Annotated in this window: 22 protein-coding genes and 1 pseudogene; 14 read left to right on the forward strand and 9 right to left on the reverse strand. The window is 75.0% G+C overall.

What is annotated here, in order from left to right:
• Positions 1 to 53: 53 nt before the first annotated feature.
• The 3 genes from ACGFS9_RS14370 (at position 54) to ACGFS9_RS14380 (ending at position 3,408) form a co-directional block, all read left to right on the forward strand.
• A complete protein-coding gene (locus ACGFS9_RS14370) occupies positions 54 to 227 on the forward strand; it encodes a hypothetical protein (RefSeq protein WP_393253219.1) in 174 nt (57 codons plus the stop codon).
• A 270-nt stretch (positions 228 to 497) separates the two neighbouring features.
• Positions 498 to 3,068, forward strand: a complete 2,571-nt coding sequence (locus tag ACGFS9_RS14375; RefSeq protein ID WP_393253220.1) for an ATP-dependent Clp protease ATP-binding subunit — start codon at positions 498 to 500, stop codon at positions 3,066 to 3,068.
• A gap of 61 nt (positions 3,069 to 3,129) precedes the next feature.
• Positions 3,130 to 3,408: a hypothetical protein gene (locus ACGFS9_RS14380; protein ID WP_393253222.1), complete on the forward strand. Its 279-nt coding sequence runs from the start codon at positions 3,130 to 3,132 to the stop codon at positions 3,406 to 3,408.
• 160 nt (positions 3,409 to 3,568) lie between these two features.
• Here the strand turns inward: ACGFS9_RS14380 and ACGFS9_RS14385 are convergent, their stop codons facing one another.
• Positions 3,569 to 3,970 (reverse strand): GreA/GreB family elongation factor, encoded by a 402-nt coding sequence (locus ACGFS9_RS14385; protein ID WP_393253224.1) that lies wholly within the window; start codon positions 3,968 to 3,970, stop codon positions 3,569 to 3,571.
• A 190-nt stretch (positions 3,971 to 4,160) separates the two neighbouring features.
• Between ACGFS9_RS14385 and ACGFS9_RS14390 the strand changes: the two genes are divergently transcribed.
• The 3 genes and pseudogenes from ACGFS9_RS14390 to ACGFS9_RS14400 all read left to right on the forward strand — a co-directional run bounded on the left by ACGFS9_RS14390 (position 4,161) and on the right by ACGFS9_RS14400 (position 5,481).
• Positions 4,161 to 4,238: a 50S ribosomal protein bL37 gene (locus ACGFS9_RS14390; RefSeq protein ID WP_393253466.1), complete on the forward strand. Its 78-nt coding sequence runs from the start codon at positions 4,161 to 4,163 to the stop codon at positions 4,236 to 4,238.
• A gap of 5 nt (positions 4,239 to 4,243) precedes the next feature.
• Positions 4,244 to 4,504: pseudogene (locus ACGFS9_RS14395) on the forward strand (formate dehydrogenase); the annotation flags it as partial.
• Positions 4,505 to 4,980: 476 nt separating this feature from the next.
• A complete protein-coding gene (locus ACGFS9_RS14400) occupies positions 4,981 to 5,481 on the forward strand; it encodes a DUF6584 family protein (protein ID WP_393253226.1) in 501 nt (166 codons plus the stop codon).
• Between the two features lie 110 nt (positions 5,482 to 5,591).
• Here ACGFS9_RS14400 and ACGFS9_RS14405 read toward each other — a convergent pair whose 3' ends face one another.
• Positions 5,592 to 6,032 carry a VOC family protein gene (locus tag ACGFS9_RS14405; protein WP_393253228.1) on the reverse strand — a complete coding sequence of 147 codons (441 nt, stop codon included), beginning with the start codon at positions 6,030 to 6,032 and terminating at the stop codon, positions 5,592 to 5,594.
• 267 nt (positions 6,033 to 6,299) lie between these two features.
• Here ACGFS9_RS14405 and ACGFS9_RS14410 point away from each other — a divergent pair, with 267 nt between their 5' ends.
• Positions 6,300 to 6,794, forward strand: coding sequence for a hemerythrin domain-containing protein (locus tag ACGFS9_RS14410; protein WP_393253229.1), 495 nt, complete (start codon positions 6,300 to 6,302; stop codon positions 6,792 to 6,794).
• Positions 6,795 to 6,971: 177 nt separating this feature from the next.
• Here the strand turns inward: ACGFS9_RS14410 and ACGFS9_RS14415 are convergent, their stop codons facing one another.
• On the reverse strand, positions 6,972 to 8,495 hold the full coding sequence (locus tag ACGFS9_RS14415) for an MFS transporter (RefSeq protein ID WP_393253230.1): 1,524 nt from the start codon (positions 8,493 to 8,495) through the stop codon (positions 6,972 to 6,974).
• Between the two features lie 248 nt (positions 8,496 to 8,743).
• On the opposite strand from ACGFS9_RS14415, the gene ACGFS9_RS14420 reads away from it, so the two are divergent.
• A complete protein-coding gene (locus ACGFS9_RS14420; RefSeq protein ID WP_393253232.1) occupies positions 8,744 to 9,304 on the forward strand; it encodes a MarR family winged helix-turn-helix transcriptional regulator in 561 nt (186 codons plus the stop codon).
• Positions 9,305 to 9,429: 125 nt separating this feature from the next.
• Here the strand turns inward: ACGFS9_RS14420 and ACGFS9_RS14425 are convergent, their stop codons facing one another.
• From ACGFS9_RS14425 to ACGFS9_RS14435, 3 genes are all read right to left on the reverse strand, one after another.
• Positions 9,430 to 10,386, reverse strand: coding sequence for an ankyrin repeat domain-containing protein (locus ACGFS9_RS14425; RefSeq protein ID WP_393253233.1), 957 nt, complete (start codon positions 10,384 to 10,386; stop codon positions 9,430 to 9,432).
• A 73-nt stretch (positions 10,387 to 10,459) separates the two neighbouring features.
• Positions 10,460 to 11,002, reverse strand: coding sequence for a hypothetical protein (locus tag ACGFS9_RS14430; RefSeq protein ID WP_393253234.1), 543 nt, complete (start codon positions 11,000 to 11,002; stop codon positions 10,460 to 10,462).
• A gap of 161 nt (positions 11,003 to 11,163) precedes the next feature.
• Complete coding sequence (locus ACGFS9_RS14435) at positions 11,164 to 12,150, reverse strand: alpha/beta fold hydrolase (RefSeq protein WP_393253235.1); 987 nt, start codon at positions 12,148 to 12,150, stop codon at positions 11,164 to 11,166.
• 421 nt (positions 12,151 to 12,571) lie between these two features.
• On the opposite strand from ACGFS9_RS14435, the gene ACGFS9_RS14440 reads away from it, so the two are divergent.
• Positions 12,572 to 12,913, forward strand: coding sequence for a prealbumin-like fold domain-containing protein (locus tag ACGFS9_RS14440; RefSeq protein ID WP_393253237.1), 342 nt, complete (start codon positions 12,572 to 12,574; stop codon positions 12,911 to 12,913).
• Positions 12,914 to 13,089: 176 nt separating this feature from the next.
• On the opposite strand, the gene ACGFS9_RS14445 is transcribed toward ACGFS9_RS14440, so the two are convergent.
• Positions 13,090 to 13,557, reverse strand: a complete 468-nt coding sequence (locus tag ACGFS9_RS14445) for an ArsI/CadI family heavy metal resistance metalloenzyme (RefSeq protein WP_393253238.1) — start codon at positions 13,555 to 13,557, stop codon at positions 13,090 to 13,092.
• Between the two features lie 79 nt (positions 13,558 to 13,636).
• Here ACGFS9_RS14445 and ACGFS9_RS14450 point away from each other — a divergent pair, with 79 nt between their 5' ends.
• Positions 13,637 to 14,053, forward strand: coding sequence for an ArsR/SmtB family transcription factor (locus ACGFS9_RS14450; RefSeq protein ID WP_393253239.1), 417 nt, complete (start codon positions 13,637 to 13,639; stop codon positions 14,051 to 14,053).
• Between the two features lie 29 nt (positions 14,054 to 14,082).
• The gene (locus ACGFS9_RS14455; RefSeq protein ID WP_393253240.1) at positions 14,083 to 14,562 is read left to right on the forward strand and encodes a GNAT family N-acetyltransferase; all 480 of its coding nucleotides are present in this window, start codon (positions 14,083 to 14,085) and stop codon (positions 14,560 to 14,562) included.
• A gap of 69 nt (positions 14,563 to 14,631) precedes the next feature.
• Here ACGFS9_RS14455 and ACGFS9_RS14460 read toward each other — a convergent pair whose 3' ends face one another.
• Positions 14,632 to 15,690: a PucR family transcriptional regulator gene (locus ACGFS9_RS14460; RefSeq protein ID WP_393253241.1), complete on the reverse strand. Its 1,059-nt coding sequence runs from the start codon at positions 15,688 to 15,690 to the stop codon at positions 14,632 to 14,634.
• A gap of 618 nt (positions 15,691 to 16,308) precedes the next feature.
• Here ACGFS9_RS14460 and ACGFS9_RS14465 point away from each other — a divergent pair.
• From ACGFS9_RS14465 to ACGFS9_RS14475, 3 genes are all read left to right on the forward strand, one after another.
• The gene (locus tag ACGFS9_RS14465; protein ID WP_393253242.1) at positions 16,309 to 18,342 is read left to right on the forward strand and encodes an SPFH domain-containing protein; all 2,034 of its coding nucleotides are present in this window, start codon (positions 16,309 to 16,311) and stop codon (positions 18,340 to 18,342) included.
• 76 nt (positions 18,343 to 18,418) lie between these two features.
• Entirely contained in the window at positions 18,419 to 23,347 is a 4,929-nt protein-coding gene (locus ACGFS9_RS14470) for a DNA repair ATPase (RefSeq protein WP_393253243.1), read from the forward strand.
• 270 nt (positions 23,348 to 23,617) lie between these two features.
• Positions 23,618 to 24,082 (forward strand): CBS domain-containing protein, encoded by a 465-nt coding sequence (locus tag ACGFS9_RS14475; RefSeq protein WP_393253245.1) that lies wholly within the window; start codon positions 23,618 to 23,620, stop codon positions 24,080 to 24,082.
• A gap of 7 nt (positions 24,083 to 24,089) precedes the next feature.
• Here the strand turns inward: ACGFS9_RS14475 and ACGFS9_RS14480 are convergent, their stop codons facing one another.
• Positions 24,090 to 24,494, reverse strand: a complete 405-nt coding sequence (locus ACGFS9_RS14480; protein ID WP_393253247.1) for a MerR family transcriptional regulator — start codon at positions 24,492 to 24,494, stop codon at positions 24,090 to 24,092.
• Positions 24,495 to 24,847 lie beyond the last annotated feature (353 nt).

Raw genomic sequence — 24,847 nt, forward strand, 5'->3', positions numbered from 1 at the left:
GCGCTCCCCGCCGCCGGGCCCAGCCCCGGCGGCGGGGCTGACGTTTGCCGGGCGTGAGGACGAAGCTCCTCCTGGACGCGGTGCCGCGGCTCACCGGGGCGGTGCTGCTCGGGGCCGCGGTGAGCGTCGCCGTGGGGCTGCCGACCGACGACCTCCCCGCCGCCCCCGGGGAGCGGGCGGCCGGGCCCGCGGACGCGCCCGGTTCGCCGGGCACCGGCAGCCCCTGACGTTCCCGGCGCGCACCCGCGGGGCCGTGGTCGCGCTCGATCCGTGGACCGGCGCGGGAGCCGGGGGGAACGGTCTTGGCGGCGCGGCACGCGGTCCACCGCCACAGCAACACGCCGATCATCGTGCGGAGTTCACGCCTGCGAGGGCCGGTGTTCCGGGCCGCGGGGGCGGGCGGGCGGGCCGCTCGCCGCCGCCCCATCGCTCCGGTTGCGGAGGCATGGGCCCCGCGAAAAGCTGGAGGGTACTCGCCGCCGCTCCGGGAGCTGCTCATGTCGATGTCGACGTACGGTTTCGGATCGTCCGACCCCTTCGGAGAACTGCTGAACCGCTTCTTCGGAATGTCTCCCGCCTCGTCGCCGCCGGCGGTGCAGCGCGTGCCGATCGGGCGCCTGCTGACCGAGTCGTCGCAGGAACTGCTCAGCCTGGCCGCACGGCGCGCCATGGAGAACGGCACCTCCGACCTCGACACGGAGCACCTGCTGTGGGCCGCCACCCGGGTGGAACCGTCGCGTTCCCTGCTGGACCAGGCGGGCGTCGACCCCGACGACCTCGCCGGGCAGCTGGCCGCTGTCCTGCCGCGGGAGACCAGCGAGCCCTCGTCCGAGCCGGGCCTGACCCCCGCCGCCAAGCGCACCCTCGCCGCCGCCTACGCCCGCTCGCAGGCCGCCGGAGTCTCCTACATCGGCCCCGAGCACATCCTCGGCGCCCTGCTCGGGGACGCCGACACCGGCGCGGCCGGGATGCTGCGCGCCGAGGGCCGGGACGCGGAGAAACTGGCCGGCCTCACGGAACGCGCCGCCCACCGGGAGAGCCGCCCCGCCGAGCCCGACACCCCCGCGACGACCCTGGACGAGTACGGACGGGACCTGACGGAGGAGGCCCGCGCGGGGAGACTCGACCCGGTCGTCGGCCGCGCCGAGGAGATCGAGCAGACCGTCGAGGTCCTCTCCCGCCGCTCCAAGAACAACCCCGTCCTCATCGGCGAACCCGGCGTCGGCAAGACCGCCATCGTCGAGGGCCTCGCCCAGCGCGTCGTCTCCGGCGACGTGCCCGGCACCCTGAAGGACAAGCGGGTCGTCTCGCTCGACCTGTCCGCCATGGTGGCCGGCGCCCAGTACCGCGGTCAGTTCGAGGAACGCCTGAAGAAGGTCATCGAGGACGTACGGGAGTCGGACGGCGGGATCATCCTCTTCATCGACGAACTCCACACCGTGGTCGGCGCGGGCGCCTCCGGGGAGGGTTCGATGGACGCGGGCAACATGCTCAAGCCCGCCCTCGCCCGCGGCGAACTGCACGTCGTCGGCGCCACGACCATCGACGAGTACCGCAAGTACGTCGAGAAGGACGCCGCGCTCGAACGGCGCTTCCAGCCGGTGATGGTCCCCGAACCGACCGTCGAGGAGACCGTGCAGATCCTGGAGGGCCTGCGCGACGCCTACGAGGCCCACCACCAGGTCCGCTTCGCGGACGGCGCGCTCGCCGCCGCGGCCGAGCTGTCCGACCGCTACATCAGCGACCGGTTCCTGCCCGACAAGGCGATCGACGTGATGGACCAGGCGGGCGCGCGCGTCCGGCTGCGCAGCTCCGGCCGCTCCACCGAGGTCGCCGAACGCGAGGACCGCATCGCCAAGCTGCGCCGGGAACGCGATCAGTCCGTCGCCGCGGAGGACTTCGAGCGGGCCGGACAGCTCAAGCAGCGGATCACCGAGGCCGAGGGCGAACTCGCCGGTATCGAGGAGCGCCGGGCCGGCGTGGTCTCCGTGACCGCCCGCGACATCGCCGACATCGTCTCCCGGCGCACCGGCATCCCCGTCTCGCAGCTCACGGCCAGCGAGAAGGAGAAGCTCCTCAAGCTGGAGGAGGAGATGCACGCGCGCATCGTCGGCCAGGACGAGGCGGTCACCGCCGTGTCGCGGGCGGTGCGCCGCAACCGCGCCGGCATGGGCGACCCCAACCGGCCCGTGGGCTCCTTCCTCTTCCTCGGCCCCACCGGCGTCGGCAAGACGGAACTGGCCAAGACCCTCGCGGAACTCCTCTTCGGCGACGAGAACCGCATGACCCGCTTCGACATGAGCGAGTTCCAGGAGAAGCACACGGTGGCGCGTCTGGTCGGCGCGCCGCCCGGCTACGTCGGCTACGACGAGGCCGGCCAGCTCACCGAGAAGGTGCGCCGGCAGCCGTACGGCGTCGTCCTGTTCGACGAGGTCGAGAAGGCGCACCCGGACGTCTTCAACACGCTGCTCCAGATCCTCGACGACGGACGGCTCACCGACGGCCAGGGCCGCACCGTCGACTTCCGCCACTGCGTCGTGATCATGACGTCGAACCTCGGTGCCCACCTGATCCTCGATCACCAGGGGGACGTCTCCGAGCTGAAGGACGTGCTGATGGACGAGTTGCGGAGCCGGTTCCTGCCGGAGTTCCTCAACCGCATCGACGACATCATCATCTTCCACGGCCTGTCCGAGGACGACCTCGGCGAGATCGTCGACCACCTGCTCGGCCAGAGCGAGCGCAGGGTGCACGCCCAGGGCATGCGGCTGGAGGTGACCGACGCGGCCAGGAAGCTGCTGGTCGCCCACGGGCACCAACCCGCGTTCGGCGCACGGCCGCTGCGGCGCACCATCCAGACCGAACTCGACAACCGCATCGCGGACCTGCTGCTCGGGGGCGAGGCCGACCCCGGCGACACGATCGTCGCCGACGTCCGGGACGACTCCCTCCACTGCACCGTGCGCAAGGGCGAGGGCGCCCGGAGCGGGGAGCCCGGCAACGACGGGAACGAGGAGCCGGCCGGCGAGCGGGACGGCGCGGCACACGACGGGACGGAGGACTCCTGACGGCGCACGGCGTGCCCGGGGAGACGCCCCCTCCCGGGCGGTCCATCTGAGGAGGCTGCGCATGGCGCACCACAAGTCCAACCGAGCTGTCGAAGGCGATCCGGAGCACGGCCACGGCAGAGGCATGCCCCGCAGGGTCGACCAGGACGCGCTCCAGGCGCGCACGGAGCGCGACCGGCGCGAGATGGGTCTGGCGGGCGGTCCCGCCGAGGACGCCGAGACCGTCTACCGGCAGGAGCGCGAGGAGATCGACCGCGAGGTGGCCGGCGGTGAGACGCCGTCCGGCAGGATCAACCGGCGGGCCCGCGCCCCGTTCCCGCCCACCCGCTACGAGCGCTGAACAGGCGCCTGCCGTCCGGCGGGCCGGCGGGGTGCGTCCCGCGCCGGTCCGCCGGACGCGCGCGTGCGGCCCGGGCGACCGGTCGGCACGCCTCCGGCAGGGCGCCGCCCGGCGCGGATGCCCCGCGCCGGGCGGCGCCCTGCGGGGACGCCCCGCCGGATCACGCCCCGCCCGCGGGCGGGGGCCCGTCGCCCAGGGACACCACGACCGCGCTCTCCTCCCCGTCCGGGGCGTCGAAGGTCACCGCGTCGCCGGGCCGGTGCCCGAGCAGCGCCCGGCCCAGCGGGCTGTCGGCGGTGACCAGGGTCCGGTCCTGCGCCACGGCCGTCACGCCGATCTGCACGGTCTCCACCGCGCCGTCGCCGAACCGGACGGTGACCGTACTGCCCACACCCACCCGGTCCGTGGGCGGCGGGCCCGCCAGGTCCGCCTGACGGAGCCGGGTGGTCACGACCGTGATCCGGTCGTCCAGCCGCCGCAGGTCGTCGGCGCGCTGCAACTCGTCGGCCTCGTCCGCCCGGTCCCCGACCTCGGAGTCGGAGCCCCGCAGCGTCGCCGACACGGTGTCACGCTCGGTGCGGAGATCGGCGAGTTCCTGTTAAGTGTGCCAAAAGGCATCACATCGCGCTCTCAGGGGATGTGTGGAATCGTGGAACGCGCTGTGCCGGGACCGGTACCCGGTTCCGCAGCCCGCCCGGGGCCCCGGAGTCAGGGGCCCGGCCCGCCGTTCCCGCGAGTGAGGGAGGTTCCGCATGTCCTCGAAGCGACGCCGGAAGAAGAAGAGCAGGCGCAAGAACGCGGCCAACCACGGCAAACGGCCCCAGTCCTAGGCACGGTGAGACGATCGAACGCATCCCAGGACGGCCGCGGCGGCGCGGAGCCCGCGGTGGGCCCCGCGCCCGACGGCGCACCGGAGTTCCACCCGTACCGCCATCCCGCGGCCGGCTGGGGTGCGGCCAAGAGCGTCGCCCGCGTCCTCGCACGCGAGCGCGCCCTCGTCGACGGGCCGCGCGCGATCATGCGGATGAACCACGAGAGGACGGGCTTCGACTGCCCCGGCTGCGCGTGGCCGGACGACGGCGGACACCGCGACGTGACGTGACGTCGCGGTGAGGTGACGGGGCCGGGGCACCGGCCTCGCGGCGGCGCCCCGGCCCCTCGCGCTCCCCGTTCAGCGGACCCTGATGAACAGCACGTCGTAACCGCTGTTCGTGCTGCGGCTCTTGACGTAGACGCCGTCCTTCCCGCCGTTGGGGTTGGTGGTGTTGCTTCGACGCGGACCCCGACGCGGTCGACGCCGCGGAGCGCGCCGGTTACGACGCCACCGTGGCACGGGTGCTGGCCGCGGGTCAGGACGCGGGCGCCGAGGCCACACCCCCGCCGGCCCTCGGCCCGCTGCCACCGCGCAACGGCGGGGCCGGGCGGCGGGAACGCACCGGCCGGGAGGGAACACGGCGGGGCGCTCGGCCCGCGGCGTCGGCGCGGAACGGCGCGTGCCGCGCCGGGAATTCACCCGGGGCCTGCGGCCAAACCGGTTCGACACGGTCCCGTTCGCGGCCCCATCATCCGAGGATGCCCCTGACGAACACCCTCGCCCGGGTCGACGCGGACCTGGCCGCCGGCCGCGTACCCGTGGCACGCCAGCGCCTGCGCGGCCTGGTGACGTCCTTTCCGGAGGACCTGGCCCTGCGCCGGCGCCTGGCGGAGGTGTACCGGCTCTACGGGGACCCCGCGGAGGCGGGCCGCTGGACGTACCTCGAACAGGACCGGGACGCGAACGAGACCGCGGCCTTCGAGGCGCGGTACGGCACACCCCTGCGCCGCATGCGGGCGCTGGCCTGGCGGGGCTGCGAGTCCCGCGCCGGGACGGCCTTCGCCCGGGAGCAGTTGGCGTCCGTACGGGCGGCCTGCTCCGAGGCGGCGGGGCACGCCGTCGGCTGGGACGCGGTGCCGTCGGCGGAGGAGGGCGCAGGCCCCGCCGCCGGCGGCCGGGCGGCCGCGGTGGGCTGCACGGTCGCGGTCGTGCTGTTCCTCGCGATCTGGGTGAACGGGCTCGTGGCCCTGATCGACTGAGAGGGGACCGGGCGATGTCCCGTGTTCGCGGCCCCCGTTGGGACGGCGTCCGTCGTGCCCGGGGCCGTCGGCCGGTCCGCGCCCGGCGGTTCGCGCGACGTCCCCTGCGGTCAGTGGAGTTCCTCGGCGAGTCCGACGACGATGCCCTCGGGGCCGCGGACGTAGGCGAGCCGGTAGACGTTCTCGTAGCGCACAATCTCGCCGACCACTTCGGCGCCCTGCGACCGCAGCCGGGCGACGACGTCCTCGATGTCGTCGACGGCGAACATGATGCGGCGCAGTCCGAGCGTGTTCGCCGGGGCCTGCGCGGGCTCGGGGGTGATGGCGTCCGGCCGGTGGAACTTCGCGAGTTCGACCCGCCCGGGGCCGTCGGGGACCCGCAGCACGGCGATGTCCTGCCGGACGTCGCGGAGCCCGATCACACGCTCCGCCCCGGGCCAGTCCAGGGGGCCCCGCCCTTCGAGTTCCATGCCGAGTTCGACGAAGAACGCGATGACGGCGTCGAGGTCGTCGACGACGATGAGGACGTTGTCCATGCGCTGGATCGCCATGCCGTCCCTCCCTTCTCCGGGCACGGCCACGGTAGTCGTCCCCCGCTCCGGGGGCGACCCGCCGTGCCGCCCCCGACGTCCCCGCCCCCGTCCCGCCGCACGCGCCGGCGGAGGGGACCGGCCGTTCCGGCCCCGGTGCGGTGCGCCCCCGGTGCCCGCGGCCGATTCCGGGTACGAGGTGCCTGACCGAGGTGCCCGCGGCGCGCGGGGGAACGGACGGCCGTCTCCCGTCGGGCGGCGGGCTGCCGCATCGCCACGGGAGGGCACATGACCGGCCGGCACGACGACGTCGTCACCGTGATTCTGGAGGACCACCGCCGCATGGAGGACCTGCTCCGCAGGATGCGGAGCGTGGAGGCGGACCGCGCACAGGCGCTCGAACAGTTCGCGGCCCTGCTGGTCGCCCATGGCGAGGCCGAGGAGTCGCAGGTGTACGGCGCGCTGAAGCGGTTCGAGAACGTCGACGACGAGGAGGTCGAGCACGGCGCGCAGGAGCACGCCGAGGGCAACGCGGCCCTGCTGGACCTGCTGGAGGTGCCCGAGATCGGCTCGGCCGCCTGGGACACCCGTCTCGAAGCGCTGGCGAAGACGGTGTCCCACCACCTCGACGAGGAGGAGCGGACGATCCTGAACGGCGCCCGGGAGAACGTCCCCGGCGAACGGCGCCGGGAGTTGGGGGCCGCCTTCCTGCGGGAACGGGAGAGGCACCTGGCGGCCGACTGCGGGAGCCCCGACGCGGTGCGGGCCCTCGTCCGGGGCTGACCCCCGCGTACCGCGGCCGGTCGCTGCGCGGTGGTGCCGTACGGCATCGGGCGCGGTGCTCCTCGGCCCGCGGAGTGCGAGGGCGGTCGCCCGCGCGCCACGGGGGCCGGGAGCGGCGGGGCGCCGGCCGGGTCGTGCCCGGCCGGCGCCCCGCGGCGCGCGGGCGCCGCGCCGCCGTCAGTGCGCGGCGTTCGGCGCCGCGGCGCCACTGTGCGCGACGGGCCTGGCGTTCACCAGGAACGCCGCGGCGCAGCCGGCGATCAGCATGGCCCCGACCGCGTACCCGATGGCGTGCGTGTAGCCGTGCACCACACCGGCGGCCATGACCTGCGCCTTGCGCGACGGGTCGGTGAGGTGGCTGCCGACGTACGCGGACGTCGCCGAGGTCGCGATCGTGTTGAGCAGGGCCGTGCCCAGCGATCCGCCGACCTGCTGGGAGGTGTTGACCATGGCGGAGGTGACCCCCGCGTCCTGCGGGCGCACGCCCTGCGTCGCCGTGGAGAACACGGGCATGAACGTCAGACCCATGCCCAGGCCCATGATCAGTTCGGCGGGCAGCACGTGCGTCGCGTAGGAGGAGTCGACGCCGAGCCGGGTCAGCAGGAGCAGGCCGCAGGCGGCCAGGAGCATGCCCGGGACCATGAGGGCGCGGGCCGGGACGCGGGACATCAGCCGGGCGGAGATCTGCGTCGAGCCGACGATGATCGCGGCGGACATCGGGAGGAACGCCAGCCCGGTCCTGACGGGGGAGTACCCGAGGATGCCCTGGAGGTAGTAGGTCATGAACAGGAACAGGCCGAACATGCCGATGGTGGCGAAGCCCATCGTCAGGAAGCAGCCCGCGCGGTTGCGGTCGCGCAGGATGCGCAGCGGCAGCAGCGGCGACGCGGCGCGGGACTGCCACAGGACGAACAGGCCGAGCAGCAGCACGCCGCCCACCAGCAGCGAGACGACCATCGCGTCGCCCCAGCCGCGCGGGTCGGCCTCGGAGAAGCCGTACACGATGGCGATCAGGCCGCCGCAGCCGAGGACGACGCCCGGCACGTCGAGCCGCACGTCCTTGTGGCCGGGGCGGTCGTGCAGCAGCACGACGGCGCCGACGACGGCGACGATCGCGATCGGGATGTTGACGTAGAGGCACCAGCGCCAGTTCAGGTACGAGGTGAGGATGCCGCCGAGCAGCAGCCCGACGGCACCGCCCGCGCCGGCCAGGGCGCCGTAGATGCCGAATGCCTTGCCGCGCTCCCGCGGGTCGGTGAAGGTCGTGGTCATCAGGGACAGCGCGGACGGGGCGAGCAGTGCGCCGAAGACGCCCTGCGCGGCGCGGGCCGCGAAGAGCATCCCGGAACCGGTCGCCGCGCCGCCGACCGCGGACGCGGCGGCGAAGCCGATCAGGCCGACGATGAAGGTGCGCTTGCGGCCGACGAGGTCGGCGACGCGTCCGCCGAGCAGCAGCAGGCCGCCGAAGGCCAGGGTGTAGGCCGTGATGACCCACTGCCGGTTGCCGTCCGACATGCCGAGCGCGCGCTGCGCCGACGGCAGGGCGATGTTCACGATGGTCGCGTCGAGGACCACCATGAGCTGGGCCAGGGCGATGACGACCAGGCCCCACCAGCGGCGGGGGTCGGGCGCCTCGGCCGAGTCGGACGCGTGCGGGGCCGGCGCCGTCCGGGTGGCGCCTGCGGGTATGGAGTCACTCATGTCGAGGACGTCGCTTCCTTGCTGAGGCATGCGCCGCGGGAGGCGGCGCGGGTCTGGTGGAGCGTGTTCCGGCGCAACGGGCCCGGAAGACGCGGTGGGGCGGTGACGGCGGCGGGGTCCGGGAACGACGACGCCCGCACGCCGCCCCGTCCGTGAAGGTCGAGGAGTGCGTGGCTGACCGATGTCAGTGTGCAGTATCGCCGATAGTCAGCACCACTGATTATCAGAATCAGGATACGCTACCTGGTATGACGGACGACGCCGAACTGTCCGACCTGCTCACGCTGCGGCTGGGATACCTGGTCAAACACGCCTACCTCGGCCTGGCCGCGCTGATGGCGCAGGCCCTGGAGCCCTACGGGGTGCATCCGCGGGAGCTGGGCGTCCTGTCGGTGATCGCGGCGGACGGTGCCGAGCGCTCGCAGAACGAACTCGCCTCGGCGGTGGGCATGGACCGGACGACGATGGTCGCCGTCATCGACGAACTGGAGAGCCGCGGCCTGGTGGAGCGCCGGCGCAGCGCACGGGACCGCCGCCGCAACGTCGTGACCCTGACCGACGTCGGCGGCACCTGCCTCCGGGACGCGGAACGCGCCCGTGCCGAAGCCGAGTCGGCCTACCTCGCACCGCTCGATCCGGACGCCGCGCGGGCCCTGACCGAGGCGCTGCGCGTCCTCTACCACGCGCACGCCGACCTGCGCGGCGGGCACCCGCACCCGCTGCCCGACGCCAAGGAGGCCCTCCGGCCCGCTCCGGGCGCGACCGCGAACGGGTCGCCGGCGCCCGCCGGGCCGTCCGCCGGCTCCTGAGGCGGCCCGTCCCGTCGGCTGCGACGGCCCGCTCGGCGGGTCGCGGCCGACGTGCCGCGGGCAGGGTCCCACCCGCGGCGCCGCCGCCGGCGGCCGGGTGAGCGGACCGGCCCCCTCCGCGCCGCTCAATGGCTCCAGTAGTCGCGCTCCGGCAGCTCCACCCACCTGTCGGGGGGCCCGAGCACGGCTCTGTCGTCGGTCGGCCGCAGCCCCGCGAAGGCGCAGGCGTAAGCCGCCGGTTGGAGCCGGTAGAGGTACGCGGCCAGGACCGCCTCCGCGCCGTCGTGCTCGTCCGGCCCCCCGCCCGGGTGCAGGTCCCAGCCGTCGAGGGAGCCCTGCCGGGCGATGCCGCCCTGGTTGCCGCTCTTGGGGTTGGCGTACAGGCCGTAGCAGAGGGTGCCGGCGGACAGCCGGGTCAGGACGCCCGGCATCTGCGGCGCGTATCCCCAGGGCTGGGTCACGACGCAGCCGCCCGGCACGGTCGTCACGCCGATGATCGCAAGGCTCTCCTCCGGGTCGAACGCGTACGGGTCCTCCAGCAGTTCGGCGACGACGTCGTCGGGCGCCGGTGCCGCCTCCAGCCGGCGCACCGCCTCGGCCGCGTCGATCCCGGCCACGCAGGCCAACCCGGTGCCCTCGGCGGGGAGTCGCCCCAGCGCCGCGGTCAACCGCCGTGCCTCTCGCGCCGCCTCGTGTTCCGCCCCGGTCAGGCCCGTGCCGTCCGGCACCGGGAACAGGTCGGGCGTGGGTCCGGCCAGGCTCAGCCGGCCCGGCGACCAGCCGCCGATCGACGGCCGCCAGGGATCGGCCCCGTGGGCGGCGAGGGCGCGCGCGTTCTCCGGCCTCCGGGACACCACGGCCTCCCACAGCGCCGTCACCCCTCGCTCCGAGGCGTCCACGTCGGCGACCCGGCCGGCCAGTTCCGCGACCACCTCGGCCGATCCGAACACGGCCGCACGGTGCAGGGGCCGTCCCCCGCTCCAGTGCTCCGGGTCCGCGCCCGCGTCGAGGCGCCGGCGCACCTCCCCGCCGTCCGTCCAGTCCCACCCCATGCCGGACCAGCCGTCCCGCTCCGCCGTCATCGGTCCCCCTCGGGTCGCCGCGTGCCCCATCGCGCTCCCACGCTCGCACACGCCTCCGACAACGGGCCCCCGGTCAGCGGTAGTCGTCGGGGTGGGACTGCATCCAGGCGTTGACCTTGTCCCGGGTTCCGGTCAGCAGCGTCCGGTGCCGCTTGAGGTTGGCGTACGAGAAGTCGCCGTCCAGGGTGTCCTGCATGGCGGCGATCCACGCGACCGGGTCGGCGAAGTGCGCGGGGCCCTTCGGGTCGGCGTTCATGGAGTCGTAGAGGTCGTCGAGATCGGTGACCAGGCGGTTCAGGAAGTAGGCGCAGTTCCCCGGGGTGCCGCAGCCGTCGTTGTAGGTCGCCTGGAGGACCGCGAAGGAGTCCCGGACCAGCGGCGTGGCGGCGCCGGGTGCGGCGCCCCGGGTGGGGTAGGAGGCGGACGGCGCCGGGGAGGACGGCGTGGGGGAGGACGGCGCCGGGGAGGACGGCGTGGGGGAGGTGCGGCTCGGTGCCGCGGCGCCGGCGCTCCGGTCGGGACCCGCCGCGGCGTCGTGCCCCGCGGAGCAGCCCGCGAGCAGGGCGGTGGCGAGGACGAATCCGGCTCCGCGGCGTGCCGGCCCGTATGTGCGCATGGAACATCCCCCGTCGATCGGTCGGTTGGGCGTATCCGAGTCGATCACGGTATACCGCTCGCCCCGGAAGGTCTCCGGGTGCGCGTGGTCGAGGTGCGGGAGATCCCGGGTGAGATCGATCTGCTCCGTGCGCGGAAGCCCCCGAAGGGCCCGGCGGTCGTTCACCCCGTGAGGGTGTCGAGCCAGCCGGTCAGCAGACGGTTGATCTCCTCGGGGCGTTCCTGCTGAATCCAGTGGCCGCAGCCTTCCAGAAGGTGGGAGGCGGTGAGGCCGGGGAGGGTGGTGGGGAAGGCGTCGACGGCGTCGGACATCCAGGTGGTGGAGGGGTCCAGGGCGCCGCCGACGAACAGGGACGGCTGCTTGATCGGGGCTCCGCGGTGGGGGGCGAGGTCCTCCCAGTCGCGGTCCATGGTGCGGTAGCGGTTGAGGGCGCCCGTCAGACCCGTACGCTCGAACTCTCCGGCGTAGACGTCGAGGTCGTCCTCGGTGAGCCAGGCCGGGAGGACGCCGGTGGGGAAACGGTCGCGCAGCCGGCCGCCGCGGGCGACGAAGTGCGGGTCGGGCTCGCCCTGGGCGGGCATCGTGTCGGCGGACAGGGCGGCGTAGAAGCCCGCGAGCCAGCCCCGCACGTCAGGCTCGATCTCCCTCTCGGCGCGGCCGGGCTCCTGGAAGTAGGAGACGTAGAACTCCTGCTCGGGGCCGCCGATCCGGCCGAGGACGTCGGTGGGGCGGGGGCCGCCGGGTGGCGCGTAGGGGACGCTCAGCAGGGCGACGGCCCGGAAGACCTCGGGGTGGAGCAGGGCGGAGGTGGCGGCGATGCCGGAGCCCCAGTCGTGGCCGACGACCACCGCGTTCTCCTCGCCGAGGGCGTGCACGAGGGCGACGTTGTCCTCCACCAGGTCCAGCATCCGGTAGGCACCGGTCTCCGCGGGCTTGGAGGAGCGGCCGTAGCCGCGCACGTCGAGCGCCACCGCCCGGTAGCCGGCCGCGGCGAGGGCCGGGAGCTGGCGGCGCCAGGAGTACCAGGACTCGGGGAAGCCGTGCACGAGCAGGACCAGCGGGCCGGTGCCCTGCTCGACCAGGTGCAGGCGCCCGGCGGGGGCCTCGACGGTGCGGTGGCGGAGTGCGGCGGACGGCTCGGGCTGCATGGGGTCTTCCCTCGGTTCGCGGGTGGACGCGGGTACGCGTCGATCATGCGGCGCGGCGACCGTCCACCGCGAAGACCCTTGCCACTTCGGCAACGTCGCGGATCGCGCGGGCCGGGCGGTGGCGGGACTCCCGCTCGGTAAGGCGCCGTTCCTGCGTGCGGGCACGCGGCGGATACGGAGGGAACCCGGGGCCCCGCGCGGGCCCGACCGTGCCGGCAGGGCCGTGGAGCGGGCGGACGGCGCGCGGGCCCGACGGCACCCGCGGCCCGGGTCCCGACGAGGCGCGGGGCGGCGGTGGGGCGAGGGCGGACCGTGCACCCGCCCACGTAGCGGCCTCCGGCCGGCCCGCGGGTCGCCCTCGCCGCCGGCCTGCCGGGGAACCTCCGCCGCCACTGATCTGCCCGCCGGTCCCGGCCGGCTCGTGGTGCTCAAGACCGACGCCAAGACCGGACGGCGGCTGCCCGGCGCGGTCTTCCAGCCCTGGCGGGAGACCAACGGCGTCGCGGGGCTCCCGACCGCGGGGACCGATCCGGACACGAAGGCGGGCCCCGCGTGTGCCACGGACGCCCGCGGCACCTGCACGTTCGACGACCTCGACGCGGGCGCCTACTACCTCCAGGAGACGGACGTCCCCGAGGGGTACGTCCTGCCCCGGAACCCGGTGACCGGCCCGTACGCGATCGACGGTGACGACCGCGCGGTCACGATCGAGCCGGCCGACGAGCGCGCTGAACCCGGCAAGGGCGGCAAGGGCGCCGAGTAGCGGCGCCCCGGGACGGTTCGGGGCCTCGGGCGCGGACTCGCCCGGGGGCGGGGCCGCCGCGGCCGGCCCCCCGGCGAGCCCCGCCCCGCACCCGCCCCGCACCCGCCCCGCACCCGCCCCGCACCCGGCGCGGGCCGGTGGCGGGCCGGGGGCGGGCCGGGGGCGGCGTGAGCCGCTCAGCAGCAGGCGGAGGCCGCTTCGGGGGACGGCGCGCCGGCCGCGTCCGGCCCGGCGCAGCACACGGTCCCGTCCGGGGCGGGAGTCCGGGCGAGCCGGTCGGCGTCGGCCTTGACGACGTACACCTCCCAGGGCTCCCGACCGGGGCCGTGGACCCAGACCTTGTCCTGGACGGCGTAGCAGCAGGACGTGTCGTCCTCCTCGAAGGTGGCCAGGCCCGCGTCCTTGAGCCGGCCGGCGGCGGCCGAGACCTCCTCCGTGGACCCCACCTCGACGCCGAGGTGGTCCAGACGGGTGTCCTCGCCGGGCTCGCCCTCGATGAGCACGAGCTTGAGCGGGGGCTCGGCGACGGCGAAGTTGGCGTAGCCCGGGCGCCGCTTGGCGGGCTCGGTGCCGAAGAGCTTCGTGTAGAAGGCGACCGACGCTTCGAGGTCGCCGACGCGGAGGGCGAGTTGGGCGCGGGACATGGCGGTTCTCCCATCGTGTTGCATTGATGTCTGTCGATACAAGCTTGCGCCCTGAAGAGAAGCCTGTCAATATAGAAAAATGTCGAAGCAAGGGAATGTGCGGGGGGAGCGGCCCGCCGGGGCCGAGGGCTGCTGCCCGGGACTGCCGGCCTCCCCGCCGGCCGAGGAGCAGGCCGCGGAACTGGCCCGGGTCTTCAAGGCGCTGGGCGATCCGGTCAGGCTCCGCCTGCTGTCGATGATCGCCTCGCAGGCGGGCGGGGAGGTGTGCGTCTGCGACCTGACCCCGGCCTTCGACCTGTCGCAGCCGACGATCTCGCATCACCTCAAGCTGCTGCGGCAGGCGGGCCTCATCGACTGCGAGCGGCGCGGCACCTGGGTCTACTACCGGCTGCTCCCCGAGACGACCGGCCGTCCAACGGTCCGTCCCCTCCGCGACGGGATCGAGCGCCGCATCCGGGGCCTGATCGAGGAGATCGCCCCGGCGGCGCGGCCGTGACACCGGCCGGCGCACTGCGGCTCGCGCCCATGACGGCGGCCCACGCGGACCAGGTCCTGGCGATCTACCGACTCGGCATCGACGAGGGGAACGCCACCTTCGAGACCGCTGCTCCCGACTGGGAGCACTTCGACGCCGTCCGGCTGCCCGGACACCGGCACCTGGCCCTCGACGACGCGGGCCGGGTGCTGGGCTGGGTGGCGGCCGTGCCGGTCTCCGACCGCTGCGCCTACGCGGGTGTCGTCGAGCACTCGGTGTACGTCCACCCCGCGGCCCGCGGCCGGGGTGTCGGCGCCGCGCTGCTGGCCCGGCTCGTCGCGTCGACCGAGGCGGCCGGAATCTGGACGATCCAGTCCGGCGTCTTCCCGGAGAACACCGCCGGCCTCGCCCTGCACCGCGCCGCCGGCTTCCGCGTCGTCGGCACCCGGGAGCGCATCGGGCGGCTGCACGGGGTCTGGCGGGACGTCGTCCTGATCGAGCGTCGCAGCCGCACCGCCGGCTCGTCCTGAGGCCGCCGCGGGCGGTCGCCGCGCGCCCGGCACGGCGGCGCCCCCGCTCGGGGCCGCCGCAGGCCCGGGTCAGACGGGGCGGGCCGGCCAGTCCAGCAGCCGGGCGCCGATCACCGCCGTCTGGAGCATGTAACGGTGCGCGGGATCGGCGGGGTTGGCGCCGGTCAGCTTGTGGATGCGCTCCAGACGGTACGTCAGGGCGCGCACGCTCAGCGTCAGACGGCGGGCCGCCTCCGCCGCGACGCACCCGCTGTCGAAATAGGCGGTCAGGGTGTCCAGCAGCACCTGGGCGCCGCCGCGGGCCCCGGTCAGCGGGCCGAGGGCGTCGAGCACGAGGTCGGCCATGGCCTGCCGGTCGCGCGTCAGGACCGGGTAGACCAGCAGGTCGGCGGCGCGCAGCACCGGATCGTCCAGGCCCAGGCGCTCGGCCAGTTCCAGCGCGTTCAGCCCCTCCTCGTAGGACTGGACGACCCCGCCGGGGCCCGGCTGCGGGCGGCCGATGGCGACCCGGCCGCCGTCGGTCGCCGCGTACGCCTGCTTGGCGAAGTAGGCGAGCACGTCGTCCTGGTGGCCCGGTGCGATGCACAGCAGCCGCCCGTCCTTGGTGGTGACCAGGATGTCGCGGTCGCCGAACCGGCCGATCAGCGCGCGCTCCACCTGCCGGGGCACCGGGTCGCCCTCGTCGTAGGCCACCGGACCCTGGGCGACGGCGACCGCGTGGGCGTGGGAGAGGCGCAGACCGAACCGCTCGGCGCGCTCGGCGAGCCGGCCCAGGTCGCTGCGGCCGTAGAGCAGGTCGTCGATGAACTCGCGGCGTGCGGCCTCCTCCTGACGCACCGCGTGCCGCTGGGCCCGCTCGTAGCCCTCCGCGAAGGCGTCTATCACCTGCTGCACGGCGGCGAGGGCCGTCTCGCTGGAGCCGTGCGCGTGCGGCCAGGACGACCGCGCCCCGGTCAGGTGGGCGCTGACGAGCGCGCGCAGGCCGTGGCCCGCGTCGGCCGCCTGTTCCCCCAGCGCGCGCCGCGACTCGATCTCCTCGCGCGTGAGGCGCCGACCGGTGGCGGACACCTCTGCCAGGATCTCGGCGTAGCCGTGCAGATAGTGCTCCGGGTTCTCCCGGTCGGTCACGTCGTCCTCCGTGTCATTGACGCGCCGATGACGGCTTCTTGGCGGGGCACCGGCATGCAGACCTTAGTGAACGCTGCCGGGAATCGGCAATGCGTGCGAGGGCTCCCGCCGTGCACCATGACGTCAGGGGAGCACTGCGGAGGTCCTGGTGCCGGACACCGGCAGACGGTGTCCGGCACCGGACCCGGAGGGGAGCAGTGCGCCGTCGAGGTGCCGTGAACGGGGGAGGGGGGCCGCGGATGACGACGTACGGGGGATCGTCCGGCCTTCCGCCCTCCGTCGCGGCGGCCTCGGCGCCCGCCGGCGTACGGCCGCCCGCCCGGCCGCCGCTTCCGGCGCCGCGGGCCGCCCGGCGGTGCGCCGGGCCGCGGCACCGCCTCACGTCGGCGCTGCCCTGACCCGGACGACGTGCCGCCGCGCCGCACGCGCCCGCCGCCCCTAACGGCGCCCGGACCGCCGCGTCCGCCGCACCCGTCCGCGTCCCCGCGCGCCGGACCGCCGCCCGCCGGGCGGGTCCGCCGCGCCCGGACCGGTGTTCCGGCGCGCCCGGTCCGACCGCGGGGGCCCCGGCCCCCGCCCTCACGCTTCGACTCCCGCCACCTCACAAGGACTTATGCCATGGTTGCCATCGGCGTGCTCGCCGCCGCCCTGCTGTTCGCCGTCCTCGTCGTGCTGCTCGTCTGCTCCCGGCTCTTCCGCAAGGTGGAGCAGGGCAAGGCGCTGATCGTCTCCCGGACCCGCAAGGTCGACGTGACCTTCACCGGCCAGATCGTGCTGCCGGTGCTGCACAAGGCCGAGGTCATGGACATCTCGGTGAAGACCATCGAGATCACGCGCACCGGCCGCGAGGGGCTCATCTGCCGGGACAACATCCGCGCGGACATCCGGATCTCCTTCTTCGTCCGGGTCAACAAGACGGTCCAGGACGTCATCAAGGTCGCCCAGGCCGTCGGCACCGCGCGCGCCAGCGACCGCGACACCCTCCAGGAACTGTTCCACGCCAAGTTCTCCGAGGCGCTGAAGACCGTCGGCAAGCAGATGGACTTCACCGACCTGTACACCAAGCGCGAGGAACTCCGTTACCAGATCATCGAGTTGATCGGCGTCGACCTGAACGGCTACCACCTGGAGGACGCGGCGATCGACTACCTGGAGCAGACGCCGCTGACCCAGCTGGACCCCGCCAACGTCCTCGACGCCCAGGGCATCCGCAAGATCACCGAACTGACGGCGGTCGAGCACGTCCGCACCAACGAGGCGCAGCGCAACGAGCAGAAGGAGATCACCCGGCAGGACGTCGACGCGCGCGAGGCCATCCTCGAACTGGAGCGCCGCCAGGCCGACGCCGAGATCAAGCAGCGGCGCGAGATCGACACCGTGCGCGCCCGCGAGGAGGCCGAGACCGCCCGGGTGGTGGAGGAGGAGCGGCTGCGCGCCCAGGGCGCGTTCCTGCGCACCGAGGAGCAGTTGGGCGTGCAGCGGGAGAACCAGGCCCGTGAGGTCGCCGTCGCGGCGAAGAACCGCGAGCGGGTGATCGCCATCGAGAACGAGCGCATCGAGAAGGACCGGCTCCTGGAGGTCATCGGCCGCGAGCGGGAGACCGAACTCACCCGGATCGCCGCGGAGAAGGAGGTGGAGGCGGAGAAGCGGGACATCGCCGAGGTCATCCGCGAGCGCGTCGCCGTGGACCGCACGGTCGCCGAGCAGGAGGAGTCCATCAGGCGGCTGCGTGCCGTGGAGGCGGCCGAACGCGACCGCCAGGCCGTCGTCATCGCCGCCGAGGCCGAGGCACAGGAGCAGCTCGTCAAGGACATCAAGGCCGCGGAGGCCGCCGAGCAGGCGGCGACCCACCGCGCCGCCGAGCAGGTCACCCTCGCCGAGGCCCGGCTGACCTCCGCCGACCTGGAGGCGAAGGCCAGACTGCGCATCGCCGAGGGCGTCCAGGCCGAGACGGCGGCCGAGGGGCTCGCCGCCGTCCAGGTCCGCGACAGGGAGGCCGAGGTCATCGAGAAGGCCGGCCGCGCCGAGGCCGTCGCCACCGAGACCCGGCTCCGCGCCGAGGCCGAGGGCGCGCAGGCCAAGGCGCTCGCGGAGGCCAAGGCCATCGGCGAGAAGCTGAAGGCGGAGGCGGCCGGTCTCACCGAGAAGGCCGCCGCGATGGCCGCCCTCGACGACGCCTCGCGCGGGCACGAGGAGTACCGGCTGCGCCTCCAGGCCGAGAAGGAGATCCGGCTCGCCGGGCTCGACGCGCAGCGCCAGGTCGCCGAGGCCCAGGCCACCGTGCTCGCCACCGGCCTGGAGAACGCCGACATCGACATCGTCGGCGGCGAGTCGGTCTTCTTCGACCGGCTGATGTCCTCCATCGCGCTCGGCAAGGGCGTCGACGGCTTCGTCGAGCACTCGCAGACCGCCCAGGCGCTGGCCAAGCCGTGGCTGGACGGCACGTCGAACCTCACCGACGACCTGAGCCGCGTCCTCGGCTCGGTCTCGACGGCGGACGTGCAGAACCTGACGGTCTCCGCGCTGCTGATGAAGCTCATGTCCTCGGAGGGCTCGCTCGCCGGCCCCGTGCAGAAGCTGCTCGACCAGGCCGGCGAACTCGGCATCGCCGACACCCCGCTGCGCGCGCTTGACGGCGCCGCGAGGATCTGACGGCCCCACGACCGCCGGAGCCGCCGCACAGGGGACGGCGGCTCCGGCTCCCACCTTCCGAAGGGACGCACGCATCATGGCAACCGGCCGCACGCCCGGGACGACGCCCGGGACCGCGGCGCACGGCGCCGTCGACACCGGCACCTACGAGGTGCTGCGGGACAGACTCGCCGCGCAGGCCGCCGAACTGGCCCGCCGCGCGGAGGCGCTCAACGCCCGCCGCACCGAGGAGTTCGGCTCCTCCCGGCTGGAGCTGGCCACCACCGGGCGGCTGCGCACCGAGCACCCGGCCGTGCCCGGTGACATCGTCGCCGTCGGCGCCTTCCTGCTCCTCGGCCGCACCCCGGGGCCGGGCATCGCCCGCGACACGGCGGTGGCCGACGTGTTCGCCCTGTACGACCAGGACCTCGAACCGCTGCCCGAGGACACGGTGCCGGGCCTGCTGGACGATCCGGCGTTCGTCGGGGAGTTCGCGGCGCTCCACCGCTACTACCGGCAGGCCCGCCTCCTGCGGCTGCGGCGCGTCGACGGCCGGCTGCTGGCGGTCTTCCGGACCGGAGAGAAGGCCGACGACATCCGGGTGCTGCGCTGGGCGCTCGCAGCGGACGGGCAGGTGTCCTTCCTGGACGCGCGCGGGGACCGCGACCACGTCGTCCCGCCCGCCCACGACGTCGCGTGGGTTCCCGCGACGCGCGAGGACCACGTCCTCGGCAGCCGTCCGCACGTCCGCGTGCGCGGCGAGGTCCTCGTCTCCACGGTCGGGGGCACGCTCACCGTCCGGGCCGACGGCGACACCGGGACCGGCGAGCCCCTCCACTCCGAGCCGGTCGACGAGCCGCTCCAGGCGCTCGCCGACGCCGACATCGCGCACGCCCGGGTGGGCGCCCTGGTCCTGCTGCGGATCCGCCCCTACAAGGAGGACGCCGACCGCCACCTGGTGTTCAACACCCTCACCCGCTCCGTCGTCCGCCTCGACGGCATCGGCCGGGCGTGCAGGCGGCTGCCCGACGACCAGGGCATCGTGTTCCCCGGCGGCTACTGCCTCGCCTCCGGGCCGCACAAGACCTACGACGTGGACACCGGCGGCCTGGAGTTCGAGCGCGAGGTGCGCGCGCCGAACGGCGAGGACGTGCTGTACGTCTTCCACGCACGGGCCGGGGGCCGCGGTCTGCTGCTCTCCTACAACACGATCCGCAAGGAGGTCGCCACCCCGCTGACCTGCCACGGATCGGCGCTGTTCGACGACGGCACCCTCACGGTGCTGCGCACCGGCGGCGAGGAGCCGGCCCGCGTCCACCCCGTGCGGGTGTGGCGGTCGCCCTACGTCGCCGACGCCTTCGCCGCCGGCGCCCCCGCCGGATCGGGGCCGCTGGCCCGCATCGGCAACGCCGACCTCGTCCGCGCGATCTCCGACTGCCTCTCCGTCTCCCGGTCCGCCGCCGGCACCACCCCCACGCCCGAGGTCTACGAGGCGCTCCGCGCCGACTGCGTCCGCGTCGCCGACGCCCACCACTGGCTCGGCGACGACGAGGCGGGCGACCTGCTCTCCCCCCTGGAGGCGGTGCGCGGCACCGCCGAACAGGTGGCAGCCGAGTTCGAGGCCGTCCGCGCATCGACCCGGCGGGCGGCGGAGGCGTTCGACGAGGCGGCGGAGCGTGCCGCGGCGGTGCTGCGCCGCCTGCGCGGCGAGGCCCCGCGCGAGGCGACGGCCTGGGTGACCGGGCTGACCGAACTGCGGCACGCGCACGGGCACATCCTCACCCTCAAGGAGATGCGCCACTGCGACACGGCCCGGATCGACGACCTGGCCGCGGGCGTGGCGGCGGACATCGACGCCTTCGGCCGCCGCGCCGTGACCTTCCTGGCCGGCGAGGACGCCTTCGCCGGACATCACAGGCTCCTCGGACGGCTCACCGCCGACGCCGGGGCGATCGCCACCGTAGCCGAGGCCGCTCCCCTCACCGCCCGACTGGACGAACTGGCCGACGGGCTGCGCACGGTGACCGAGGTGGCCGCCGGCAGCGACACGGCCGACACCACGGTCCGCACCCGGGTGCTGGAACGGGTGGCCGAGGCGCTGGGCGGCGTCAACCGCGCCCGCGCCGTCCTCGACGCGCGCCGTGCCGCCCTCGTCGAGCAGGAGGGCCGCGCGGAGTTCACCGCCGGCCTCGCCCTGCTGGGCCAGGCCGTCACCGCGGCGCTCGCCGTGAGCGACGCCCCCGAGCGGTGCGACGAGCAGCTCGCGGGCCTGCTGGTGCGGCTGGAGAACCTGGAGAGCCGCTTCTCCGAGTCCGACGCACACGTGGCCGAACTGGCCGACCGGCGCACCGAGATCACCGAGGTGTTCGCCGCCCGCCGGCAGACGCTCGCCGACGACCGCGCCCGCCGGGCCGAGCGGCTGGCCACGTCCGCCGCCCGCGTCCTGGAGACGGTCGCCCGCCGCTCGGCCTCGCTCGCCGACGCCGACGCCGTGTCCGCGTTCTTCGCCTCCGACCCGATGGTCGCCAAGGTCCGGCGCACCGCCGACGACCTGCGCGACCTCGGCGACGGCGTCCGGGCACAGGAACTGGACGGCCGCCTGAAGGCCGCCCGGCAGCACGCCGTGCGCACCCTCCGCGACCGGACCGACCTCTACGCGGACGACGGCCGCACCCTCCGTCTGGGCCGCCACCGCTTCACCGTCGACACCCGGCCGCACGAGCTCACCCTGGTGCAGCACGACGGCGCCCCGGCCTTCGCCGTCACGGGCACCGACTACCGAGCACCCGTCAGGGACCCGGAGTTCGCCGCCTCCGGGGCGTACGGGGACCGGCACCTGCCCTCCGAGTCCCCCGAGGTCTACCGCGCCGAGCACCTCGCCGCCCGGCTGCTGGCCGAGCACGGCCCCGAGGCGCTCGCCGAGGCGGACCTGGCGGCCCTGGTCCGCACGGCCGCCGAGGAGGCGTACGACGAGGGCCACGAACGCGGCGTGCACGACCACGACGCGACGGTGATCCTCACCGCGCTGCTTCCGCTCCACCGGCGGGCCGGGGCGCTGCTGCACGAGCCGGCGGCCCGCGCGCTCGCGGTGCTGTTCTGGGCGCACGGCGTCCCGGCCGACGCACGGGCCGACTGGCACCGCCGCGCCCTGTCCCTCGCCCGGGCCCGGGACGCCTTCGGCCCGACGCCCGCCATCGCCGCACTGGAACGCGAGCTCGCGGACTCCCTCACCGGCTGGTCCGAGCCGGCACCCGACACGAGCACCGCGTCGGCCGCCGCGGCCTACCTCGTGGAGGAACTGGCCGGGGGACCGGACGGCTTCGCGCTCAGCGCCGGGGCCCGGGCCCTGCTCGACGCGTTCCGCGACACCACGGGCACCTCCGCGTACGACGACGACCTCGACCGGCTCGACGGCCTCGCCGCGCGGCGCCAGGTGGTCGAGGCGTGGCTGGCCGCGTACGTCCGTGCCACCGGCGCCGACCCCGGAGACCTCGCCGAGGCCGTGGCCGCCGAACTCTGCCCCTCGCTGCCCCGCTACGCCGCGGACGCCCCGCTGACGACCACCGCGGAGAACCTGCTCGGCTCGCATCCGCGTGTCACCGGCGGGCGTCTGCCGCTGCGCCTCGACGAGTTCCTCGCCCGGACGAAGAGGTTCCGCGAGCAGGAGGTCCCGGCCTTCCGCGCCCACGTGCGCCTGCGCACCGCCCTGGTGGCCGCCGAACGCTCCCGGCTGCGCCTGGACGACCACACCCCCCGCCCCATGGCGTCCTTCGTCCGCGGCCGGCTCGTCGACGAGGTGTACCTCCCGCTGATCGGCGACAGCCTCGCCCGGCAGCTCGGCACGGCGGACGAGACACGGACCACCGACACCGGCGGCCTCCTGCTGCTGGTGTCCCCGCCGGGCTACGGCAAGACGACCCTCGTGGAATACGTCGCCCACCGCCTCGGCCTGCTGTTCGTCAAGATCAGCGGCCCGGCGCTCGGCCACGCGGTCACCTCGCTCGACCCGGCCGAGGCGCCGAACGCCACCGCACGCCACGAGGTCGAGAAGATCAACTTCGCTCTCGCGGCGGGCAGCAACACCCTGCTGTACCTCGACGACATCCAGCACACCTCGCCGGAGCTGCTCCAGAAGTTCATCCCGCTGTGCGACACCACCCGCCGCGTGGACGGCGTCCGCGACGGCGCGGCCCACACCTACGACCTGCGGGGCAAGCGCTTCGCGGTGTGCATGGCCGGCAATCCCTACACCGAGTCCGGCAGCCGCTTCCGCGTGCCCGACATGCTCGCCAACCGCGCCGACGTCCGCAACCTCGGAGAGGTCCTGACGGGCAAGGACGAGGCGTTCGCGCTGAGTTTCGTCGAGAACGCCCTGACCGCCCACCCCGTCCTGGCCCCGCTGGCCGGCCGCGGGCACGCCGACCTCGACCTGTTCCTCCGCCTGGCCGCCGGCGACCCGACCGCCCACGCCGACCGGCTCGACCACCCCTACGCCCCCGCGGAGACGGAGCGCGTCGTCGCCGTGCTGCGCCACGTCCTCACCGTCCGCGAGACGGTCCTCGCCGTGAACGCCGCCTACATCGCCTCCGCCGCCCGGTCCGACGACGCCCGCACCGAGCCGCCGTTCCGGCTCCAGGGCTCCTACCGCAACATGAACAAGATCGTCCAGCGGGTCCAGCCCGTCATGAACGAGGCGGAGTTGTCCGCCGTCATCGACGACCACTACGCCGCCGAGGCCCAGACCCTGACCACCGGCGCCGAGGCCAACCTCCTGAAACTCGCCGAACTGCGCGGCACCCTCACGGCCGAGCAGTCCGCCCGCTGGGCCGAGGTGCGAGCGGCCCACGTCAGGACCCGCACGCTCGGCGGCCCCGGCGAGGACCCGCTGGTCCGGGCGGTCGCGGCCCTCGGGCTGCTGGCCGACCGGGTCGCCGCCGTCGAGTCGGCCATCACCCGCGTCGCCGACCCCCGCCGCCCGGCCGCCGACACCGGAGCCCGGCACGCCGTGCGGCGGGTGACCTCGTGACGGCCCGTCCGCCGGCGCGGCTGCGCACCGCCGGAGCGAGCGCGCCGCACGGCGGCCGCCCCCTCCGCGGCGGCGTGTGCGCGGGGCACCGCCGAGGGGGACCGTGTCGCGTGCGCACCGGGCACCGCCCGGGGGAGCGGGGACGGCCGGCCGGCCCGGACGCCCCGCGCCGGCTGGTTGTATCGTGCTCGTGCGACCAGATGGTCCGGGCCGAACGCCGCACCGGCGCGGGGCCCGTGGGTGCTGCGGGGATCGAGACGGGAGCAGGGCGTGCGTGCACGTGACTTGGCGGAGCGCTACGAGACGGTCGACCTGGAGAGCGACGCCCTCGACGCCGCCCGCCTCATGGCCGAACACCGGCTCCCCGCCCTGCTGGTACTCGACGAGCGGGGTGCCCCGAGGGCGATCCTCCCCGCCTCGCAGATGATCAAGATCCTGGTGCCGGGGTACGTGATCGAGGACCCGACCCTGGCCGCGGTCATCGACGAGCGCCACGCCGACCGGCTGTGCGCGGCCCTGGCGGGCCGCAAGGTGCGGGACTGCCTGTCGAAGACCATCCCGCCGCCCGTCGTCGCGGCCCCGGACGACACCGCGCTGGAGATCGCCGCGCAGATGGCGCAGGCCCGCAGCCCGCTGGTGGCCGTGGTCGACAAGGACAAGGCGGACCCGCTGCTCCTCGGCGTCATCACCGCCTCGCACCTGCTGGAGCGGCTCCTCGCCGCCGGCTCGGCCTGACCGCCGGTCAGGCGGAGCCGGCGTCCGGCAGACGCCCGCGCAGGGTGGCCGCGAAGTCCTCCGCGCGGGCCAGCTGGACCCGCAGTTTCTCGACCTGCTCGGTCGCCTCGCGCTCGTAGGCCCGCACCCGCGCCAGCAGGGCCCGGCCCTCGGCGGACGCGGGGTCGGCGCCCGCGTCGAGACGGCCGACGACGTCGAGCAGTTCCCGCATCTGCTCCAGGGTGAAGCCGAGGGGCTTCATCCGCCGGATGACCATGAGGCGGGCGACGTCGCTCTCGGTGTAGAGGCGGAAGCCGCCCCGGGAGCGGGCCGAGGGGACGACCAGGCCGGTCTCCTCGTAGTGCCGGATGGTGCGCAGGGACAGCTCGGTCCGCGTGGCCACCTCGCCGATCTGCATGTGCCTGCCGTCCACGCCTGCGGTCCTCCGACCTCTCTCGCCCGCGCCGGAGCCCGCCCCGGGCGGGCGTCACCGATCTCTACCCTAACGTTAGGGTAGAGTTGCGGTCGGCGGTGCGGCGTGAAGCCGCCCGACCGTGCCGCGCCGGGGCCGACGCCGCCCCCGGCGAAGACCCGATTCTCGCAGGAGACCAGCGTGCGCGAGCCCGTGACGCCCGGCGCCGCAGCCTGCCCGCCCTGACACACCGCTCCCGGACATGACCCCGGCGCCGCCGCACGGGCTCCGTCCGGTCCCTCGGCCGTCGCCCGGCTCCGCTCGCGGAGCCGCCCGCGGGCGCCGGACCGCTCCCGCCGCACCCTCTCGCACCC

The sequence above is a fragment of the Streptomyces sp. NPDC048566 genome (assembly GCF_043199735.1).
GTDB lineage: Bacteria > Actinomycetota > Actinomycetes > Streptomycetales > Streptomycetaceae > Streptomyces.